At 71.5% G+C, this 6,936-nt stretch carries 6 protein-coding genes; 3 read left to right on the top strand and 3 right to left on the bottom strand.

Features of this window, described 5'->3' with window-relative positions; genetic code table 11:
* Positions 1-34 precede the first annotated feature (34 nt).
* Both ACWGIU_RS24800 and ACWGIU_RS24795 read right to left on the bottom strand, forming a co-directional pair.
* Positions 35-1,144 carry a terpene synthase family protein gene (locus ACWGIU_RS24800; RefSeq protein ID WP_453709206.1) on the bottom strand — a complete coding sequence of 370 codons (1,110 nt, stop codon included), beginning with the start codon at positions 1,142-1,144 and terminating at the stop codon, positions 35-37.
* A 41-nt stretch (positions 1,145-1,185) separates the two neighbouring features.
* Complete coding sequence (locus tag ACWGIU_RS24795; RefSeq protein ID WP_453709205.1) at positions 1,186-2,103, bottom strand: SAM-dependent methyltransferase; 918 nt, start codon at positions 2,101-2,103, stop codon at positions 1,186-1,188.
* Between the two features lie 641 nt (positions 2,104-2,744).
* Between ACWGIU_RS24795 and ACWGIU_RS24790 the strand changes: the two genes are divergently transcribed.
* A complete protein-coding gene (locus ACWGIU_RS24790; protein WP_453709203.1) occupies positions 2,745-3,782 on the top strand; it encodes a PP2C family protein-serine/threonine phosphatase in 1,038 nt (345 codons plus the stop codon).
* 81 nt (positions 3,783-3,863) lie between these two features.
* On the top strand, positions 3,864-4,958 hold the full coding sequence (locus ACWGIU_RS24785) for a polyprenyl synthetase family protein (protein WP_453709201.1): 1,095 nt from the start codon (positions 3,864-3,866) through the stop codon (positions 4,956-4,958).
* A 45-nt stretch (positions 4,959-5,003) separates the two neighbouring features.
* Here the strand turns inward: ACWGIU_RS24785 and ACWGIU_RS24780 are convergent, their stop codons facing one another.
* Positions 5,004-5,699 carry a DUF4386 domain-containing protein gene (locus ACWGIU_RS24780; RefSeq protein WP_453709199.1) on the bottom strand — a complete coding sequence of 232 codons (696 nt, stop codon included), beginning with the start codon at positions 5,697-5,699 and terminating at the stop codon, positions 5,004-5,006.
* 136 nt (positions 5,700-5,835) lie between these two features.
* Between ACWGIU_RS24780 and ACWGIU_RS24775 the strand changes: the two genes are divergently transcribed.
* Positions 5,836-6,567: a TetR/AcrR family transcriptional regulator gene (locus ACWGIU_RS24775; RefSeq protein WP_453709197.1), complete on the top strand. Its 732-nt coding sequence runs from the start codon at positions 5,836-5,838 to the stop codon at positions 6,565-6,567.
* Positions 6,568-6,936: the final 369 nt, after the last annotated feature.

Genomic DNA, 6,936 nt, shown 5'->3' with positions numbered 1-6,936 from the left:
GGCCCCGGCCACACCGGCCGGGGCCTGGGCACGCTCAGTCGCGCAGGTGCTGCCACCAGGACGCGAGGGCCGGCACATCGGGCGGCTCGGTTCCGGCGAAGCCGGGGACATCGGCGAACCGGATCGCGAACCGGGCTTCCGGGAGAGGCAGTTCGTGGCGGTTGCGTGGGCTCGCGTAGCGGGGGGCCCGGCTCTGCCAGGCGATGGAGCCGGCCACGTAGTGGCCCAACGCCGCCAGGTGACGGCGCAGTTCGGCGTTCGCGCCGGTCTCCAGCCGCGCCCGGAGCGTCAAGAAGAGGACCATCACCCGGTCACGCAGGGCCACCGCGAGCGGCACGGCCTCGGCGGGCGAGCAGTTCTCCTGGTGGGCGAGGACGTTGACGAGATTCACCTCCCGCGGCTCCAGGTGGTCGTCCTTGTCGTAGGAGAACAGGTCGTTGTCCGCGCTGACGACGAATCCCGCCGCATCCGTGAGTGCCGTCAGGGCGCGGGAGCAGAGCACCTCCGCAGGCAGTCGGTCCCCGCGCGCGACGTCGGACCAGGTCAGCGAGAAGCGCGTACCGTTCGCCAAGGGCCCCATGGCGACGAAGTCGTTCAGGCCCGGCATGATCCCCGCCTCGCCCTGGGCGGCCCGCCAGGCCGCTCCGAGCAGCCAGTCGCGTGTCCCCTCGGCGAACCGGCGCAGCTCGTAGGGCGTGAGCAGGGCATGGGTGCGGCGGACCAGGTCCAGCAGCGCGCGGGTCATCGGTCCGTCGGGCAGCACCGATGCTCCCGGGTCCTCGATGGTGCGCAGCAGGCGTACACCGTGTTCGACGACGGCACCCGTCCCCACCTCGTCGGAACCGGAATCCTGCCAGTCGTCGACGGCGTTGGCCCAGTAGTTCCACTCGGTGAAGAGCAGGAGGGCCTCGACGCTCCCCTCGGGGATGATGCGGCAGGAGAAGTCGGCGCTGTGGGTGGCGAGACCCCAGGCGCGCTCGACCGGATCGGGGTAGACGCCGAAGGCGTCCAGCCACTCGACCGCCAGGGCCTCCACCTGCTTGGCCCGGGGATGGACGAGGTCGCGCTCCAGAGGGCAGTAGAAGGACGGCAGGCGCGCACCGAGGAGCGAGGGGCGGGGTGCCGGCCGCGGCGACGATGGCAATGCGGCTGCGGATGATGCGGGTACGGGTGCGGGTGAGGCCGTCATCGGCGGCCCCCGATCCGGAACTGCAGCAGCCGCGTCTGCACCGCGTGGTCACGCCAGAGCCGGAAGAACCTGCTGTGCGCGATCGTCGACTGTTCGAGCCGTTCCCCGGTCCAGGCGCCCGGCTCGGCGTCGGACCCCGCGCGGAGCCGGTCGAGTTCAGCGGTGTTCCACGCCATGGACTGCACCCAGAACTCCGCCACCGAGTCGGTCACGTCCTCCTCGTGCACGAGTTCAAAACCGGCCGCCTCGGCCGCGGCCAGGTATTCCCCTCTGTGTCCGAGTCGCGTTCTGTAGTAGCCGTCGATGAACTCGCGCCATGGGGAGCGGCCCACGAAGTGCTCCTGGATCCCGAACCATCCGCCGGGTTCCAGTGCCTTGGCGACGACCTCGAAGAGCCGGGTCCGGTCGGTGTAGCCGCTGCTCTCGTTGGCGTAGACGGCGTCGTACGCACGGGTCTCGTCCAGGTCGTGCACGTCGGCCAGTAAGGGCTTCACCCGCTCCCCGACCCCGGCGTGCCGGGCGAAGTGCCGGACGATCGGGATGTGTTCCGCCGCGACGGTGAGGCTGGTGACCGACGCGCCGTGCTCCTGCGCCCAGTAGAGCGAGGTCCCGCCCAGGCCGCAGCCGATGTCCAGCAGCCGCCGGGGAGGCGTCTCGTACGCGCCCCACGACCGGGCCGCGTGCTCGACGATCCGCTCCTGCGCGTCGAGCATGCGCTGCTTCAGCACGCTCTGGGAGACGGTGCTGTCCGGCGGACCGTCCGGGTACAGCCCCACGTGGAAGTGGACACGGGGGCCCGGGCCGTACTTGTGCAGGATCTCCTGGGTCTTGCGGCTGTAATAGAGCTGTATGGGATCGGCCGCGGCCGAACCCTGGGAGCTGCCTAAGGACGCTGCGAGGGAGGTGACGCGCATGGGGTGTCCGCCCTTTCGTGGGGTAGGGCTGCCTCCGGGACACGCTGTCACCGCTCACCGCGTCCCGTCCGGCGCACTGTCGAAGCACGGATCATCGTGGCACTTCGCAGGCCCCGCGTCAGCCCACTGGAGCAACACGGAACGGCGTCCGAATATCGCCGGTGGCGGGCGGACCGGCCACGGTCGTCCGGCCGGGCCGGGGCCGAAGCAGTCGGGGTGGTGGCCGTACCAGGTCCGGAAGGGTGCCTCTGCGGCGCCCGGGTCACCGGCGCGGTCCGGGCGGTGACGGTGGCGGGATACCGACCGCGCAGGACGGCCTCCGGCGGGGCCCGGGGGGCCAGGACCTCCTTGCGGACCGGCGCTGTCCGCATCTGGACGACGAGCGTCCGGGACGATGAGGACCGCGGCCCACCGGGGTGGGTGGTTACCCCGCGTTCTGCCTGGTCGGACGGCCTGTAGGGCTCGCCGCGACGACCGGCGGCCCCCTCTGCCCGACGGCCCCGCCGACGGTGCCCGTCATCCGGGGAAGGCGGCCGACCCCGATCGCCAAAGCGCTATGCCTTCATTACGTAGATATCCTGTGAAGTGTGATCGAGTCTGGACGGCCACGGCTCCGCCGGCGACCCGGCCCGGGAACACTTGTGCGGCTGTCGCCGGTCATCCTGACCGTCGTCATTGCCAGCCTGGCCTACGCCACTCCCCCGGAGATGGCCTTCAGTCGCCTCCTTCCCGCAGCGCCGGCCCTCGCCGCCGCCATGTGGCCGGTGCTCCCCACCGTCCTGCTCGGGACGGTCTGCCTGCTTCTGATGATCGGCCTCGGCTTCGTCTTCCCCGGTCTGGGGACGTGGTGGACGGCCGCGGGGATCATCGCGGTCACCGTGGCCGCCGCGTACGGAAGCCACGTTCGGCTCCAGCGGGAGCGCACCCTCTTCCAGGTACGGCTCGTCGCCGACGCGGCGCAGCAGGTGGTGCTCAGCCCCATGCCACGCCGCTTCGGCCCTGTCGAGATCGAGTCGCTCTATCTCGCGGCCGCGGCAGAGGCCCGCATCGGCGGGGACTTCTACGAGGTGGCCGACACCCCGTTCGGGATCAGGCTGCTCATCGGCGACGTACGGGGCAAGGGTCTGCCGGCGGTGGGGGCGGCCGCGGCGATCGTCAACGCCTTCCGGGAGGCCGCCTACGACGAGACCGACATGGTCGACATCGCACGCCGGATGGATGCCAGCAGCACCCGTTACAACGGCGCCTTTCCCCCCGAGGGGCCGTTGGAGCGCTTCGCCACCGCCCTGCTCGTCGAGATCCCGCACGGGAACAGACGTATCGACATCCTGAACTGCGGCCACCCCCCGCCTCTGCTTCTGAACGAGGGGAAGGTCCGCGCCCTCGAACCCAGCACGCCCTCACCACTGCTCAGTCTCGCGGAGCTGATCGGCGACCATTACAGCGTCGACACCTTCGATTTCGCCCCCGACGACCTGCTGCTCCTCTATACCGACGGGATCGCCGAGGCCCGCGCGCGCGACGGCGAGTTCTTCCCGTTGGCCGCGTGGATGGGCCGACAGCCCCAGACACCCCCCGACGAGCTGCTCGCGGCTCTTCACCGCGACCTGCTCCGCTACAGCAGGGGACGTCTTGACGACGACATCGCCGCCCTCGCCGTACGCCTGTGCGAGCCCTGATCGTCGCGGCACAGTCCGGGGCATCGTGAACCGAACCGTGCCGGCTCAGGGGGAAGTCGCCGGTCGTCGATACTGATCTTCATGCATGCCAACGTCACCGCCGCCACCCTGGAACGCGTCGCCGGTCATCGGATCCGCTTCGACGCCCGGTTCGAGCAGTACTTCGACAGCCTCGGCGCGCGTTTCGACGTCCCGGTGCCCAGCCGGTACGTCCCCCGCTGCCTGGAGCTGCTGCGGGAGTTTTCCATGCGCGGTGGCAAGCGGCTGCGGGTCGTCCTGCTGTACGAGGCGGCCCGGCTGGTCAGCACGGACGAGATACCGGGGCTCGCCGAGGCCGCGCTGAGCATCGAACTGCTCCAGACGCACGGACTCGTCCACGACGACATCATCGACGACGCGCCCCTGCGCCGCGGCGGCCCCTCGACGTACTACGCCTACCGCGGGGAGCTCCCCGGCCAGGACGCCACCGCCCTCGGGCTGGCGATACTCGCCGGGGACCTCGCCGCGTTCCTGTCCACCCAGGTACTGCTGGAGGCCGAGGTTCCCGCCGAGCTCCGCCAGGCGCTGCTGGGCGTGCACACGCGCACCGCGGCGGAGACCGTGGCCGGGCAGATCGCCGATCTGGAGCGGGATTCCCACATCCTGCCCGACGAGGAATTCCTGCACACCGTCACCGACTTCAAGAGCGCGCGGTACTCGATCCTCGCGCCGCTGACGATGGGGCTGCTGGCCGCGGGCGGGGATCCGGCGCCGCACCGCGACCGACTGCACCGCTACTCCCGGCTGGTGGGCATCTCCGAGCAGATGCGCGACGACTACCTCGACCTCTTCGTGCCGTCCGGCACCGACCCGGCGGCCGAGGCGAAGTCCACCGGGGCGGACATCCGCTCGGGCCGCCGCACCTACGCCGTCCGCGCGGTGCTGGCCGCCGCGACCGGGGCCGACGCGGCCTTGGTCGAAGCCGCGCTCGGCGATCCCGGCTGCCCGGACGGAACCCTCGGCCGGATCAGGGAGATCGCCCTCTCCGCGGGCGTGGACCGGCGGCTGAAGGCGGAGATCCGGCGGCACGCGGAGGCGGCCGCCGCCGAGGCCGCGTCCTGGGAGCCGTACTGGCGGGCGGAGGCCGTGGAGTTCTTCAGGGGCCTGCCGATGTGGAACGTGGCCCGGATGTCCTGAGAGAAGCGAGAGCGGGCGGAAGCGGGCGAGAGCCGACAGGAGTCGTCACACGGTGTGGGCGTCGGCGCCAGCACGCGCGTCGAAGCCCTTGACGAGCAGCCGGACGGCCAGCGTCACCTCCCAGGCGAACACGGGAAGCGCCGCGAGGGACCCCGCCACCGAGACCTGCTCGTAGATCCCGAACAGCACGGCGGTCGCCGAGGCGCATATCAGCGTCCCGCCGACCAGCCCCAGGAGCGCGAGCGGTCGCGGTACGAGCCGCGAGGTGTACATCAGGCCGGCCAGCACCACGGTGTTGGCTCCCAGGACGAAGTTCGGTCCGAACAGGAACGTCCAGTCGTGGAACGCCACCAGGGCCTGGCCCGCCGTGACCAGGGAAGCCCCGTCGGTGCCCGTCGCGCCCTCCGCCTGCGTCCTCAGCGTCACCACCGACAGCACGCTGATGATGCCGACGACGATGACGGCGGCCTCCAGCAGCCGTCCGCAGACGTAGCCGACGGCGGCCCCCTCGTTGCGCCCGCGCAGGACCGGGTAGAGCACGGCCCCCGTGCCCGTGACGGCCAGGGCGAGCACGAACTCGCACAACGCTCCCAGGAACACCCGGCTGTCGGCGCCCGGCCCGAGGACGTAGCCGGCGTCGCTCAGGAGGGGGCGGTACAGCGCGAGCCCGCCGATCGCGGCGACTTCGGTGACGAGGAACAGCACACCCGCGACGATCGCGGTTCTCCTGGTTGAGCTCATGCGGAACAGACCCCTCCCTCATGGGTGTACGGCGTACACCCGACGGTTGGCGCTCACAGTAGGTGTACGCCGTACACTCGTCAAGGCGACGGACGCCACCGCATCACTCCGGGAACGGATCGAGGGAGAAGCCCCCATGCCCGAGCAGCCGCAGGACCCTCAGGAACCGCGCCGAACCCCCCTGAGCCGGGACCGGGTGCTGCGCGCCGCCGTGGCCTTCGCCGACGGCGCCGGGATCGAGGCGTTGAGCATGCGCAGACTCGCCCAGGAGCTGGGTGTCGTCCCGATGGCGCTCTACAAGCACGTGGCCAACAAGGAAGAACTCCTGGACGGCATGGTGGAGGTCGTCGTCGCGGGCATCGCGCGCCAAGTCCCGGGATCCGACTGGAAGAGCGCCGTCCGTGCGCGGATCCTCGGGGCGCGCGGCGCCCTCCTCACGCACACCTGGGCGGCTCAGGTGATCCGGTCGCGCACCAGCCCCACGCCGGCCGTGCTCGCGTACCTCGACTCGGTGATCGGAACATTCCGGGCCGGCGGCTTCTCGACCGACCTCACCCACCATGTGATGCATGCCCTGGGCAGCCGGGTTCTCGGCTTCACCGAGGAGCTGTTCGACGACCCGGCAGGCACCGCACCGCAGGACCCGGCAGGCACCGCACCGCAGGACGAGGCGGCACAGGCGGCCGCGTACGAGGCGATGGCCCGGCGATACCCCCACGTCACCGAGCTGGCCCGGGCGGTGGCGCACGACCGGCGGACGGTCGTCGGCCAGGGGTGCGACGACCAGTTCGAGTTCGAGTTCGCGCTGGATCTCCTCCTGGACGGATTCGAACGACTTCACGGGCAGGACTGGACATCCACGCCCTGAGGCGACCGACCGGGCTCGACCGGAGTGACCCGGGCACTCCGGCTACGCGCCCCCCGCGGGCTCTCGGCACCGGGCGGCCGGGCGCGGGCATTCGGGTGGCGGACCGCCGTGTCGGGCCGCCCGCTCCGGCCCGGTTCGCCATCCTGGGCCAGGCACGGCATCGCGATCGCCGGTGCCCTCCCCACGGCGAGAAGGAGTACGGCATGCCGACGGACGCGGTCGGGCGTTTCCTCGCGGCTCTCGGAACGCAGCAGCAGGAGGCCGTCACCAGCAGACCGCAGGAGGAGCAGGAGCGGCTCGCGGCCGCCTGGGAGCGCGAACTGGCCTCGGACGACGAGCTCGACACGCTCGACGAGCTGTCCCCGCCGG

The organism is Streptomyces sp. NPDC054840 (assembly GCF_053611065.1).
This window is presented reverse-complemented; position numbering and strand designations above follow the sequence as displayed.

What these genes read in the sequence shown, in the direction of transcription:
- ACWGIU_RS24795 (WP_453709205.1), bottom strand. Translation starts at nt 2,103, where the DNA reads ATGCGCGTCACCTCCCTCGCAGCGTCCTTAGGCAGCTCCCAGGGTTCG.
- ACWGIU_RS24785 (WP_453709201.1), top strand. Translation starts at nt 3,864, where the DNA reads ATGCATGCCAACGTCACCGCCGCCACCCTGGAACGCGTCGCCGGTCAT.
- ACWGIU_RS24780 (WP_453709199.1), bottom strand. Translation starts at nt 5,699, where the DNA reads ATGAGCTCAACCAGGAGAACCGCGATCGTCGCGGGTGTGCTGTTCCTC.
- ACWGIU_RS24775 (WP_453709197.1), top strand. Translation starts at nt 5,836, where the DNA reads ATGCCCGAGCAGCCGCAGGACCCTCAGGAACCGCGCCGAACCCCCCTG.